Genomic DNA, 843 nt, shown 5'->3' on the forward strand with positions numbered 1-843 from the left:
CCTCTCTGTAAAATTTGTGATAAAACCTATCAAAATAATCATTCTGATGTTTTAAAAGCACATACTGCATTTGTCTTGATTGATCATAAAACGAATAGCAAATTCCACTATTATGCTGATTAACCATAGCTCATAGGCTGTGGATAAAGTGCCTTTAAAAACCCCATTTAAAAAAATTTATCCGTTTTTTTTGCATTTTTATGCATTTTTTCTCAATTCGTTCAAAATAGATTTAATAAGCTTCATTTTGATTCTTTTGAAAAGAATTAAACACATTATAAAAAAATGGGCTCTGTTGTAATATGCTTCAATCTGATAAGTCTGATAACAAACACGTCACTTTACGCTCTCTGTTGGAATATTATCGTCAACAGGCAACATCAAATGCTGAACGGGGGAAAATTTTTGAATCTTTTGTTAGCAAATATCTGATGCATGACCCTCTTCATTATGGACGATATGAAAAGGTTGAAAGCTATTTTGAATGGGCAAAAGAACGTGATGATTGGAATAAAAATGATATCGGCATTGATCTGGTTGCAAAGCTTCGCAATCAAGAAGGGTATGTTGCTATCCAATGTAAGTTTTATAAAGCAGACCATCAGATCAGTAAAAAGGATATTGATAGCTTTATCGCTGCCTCTGGAAAAGACATCTTTAAATATCGTCTTCTTGTTGATAGCACTGAAAGTGAATTAAGTGACAATGTGAATGCCATGATTAAAGGACAAGCGATACCCGTTTATCGCATTGACCTTCATCATATGGAAAACAGTCGTATAGATTGGCAAATATTTGCAACAAAACAAGAAGTTGTTCTTAAATCAACAAAAGAGCCTCGTC

1 protein-coding gene is annotated in these 843 nt (G+C 33.2%); it reads left to right on the forward strand.

The window, feature by feature from the left end:
* Positions 1 to 302 precede the first annotated feature (302 nt).
* On the forward strand, positions 303 to 843 hold a 541-nt coding region (locus ABD915_RS09915; RefSeq protein WP_345117791.1), incomplete at its 3' end, for a restriction endonuclease.

This window comes from Bartonella jaculi (genome assembly GCF_039543045.1).
Taxonomy (GTDB): domain Bacteria; phylum Pseudomonadota; class Alphaproteobacteria; order Rhizobiales; family Rhizobiaceae; genus Bartonella; species Bartonella jaculi.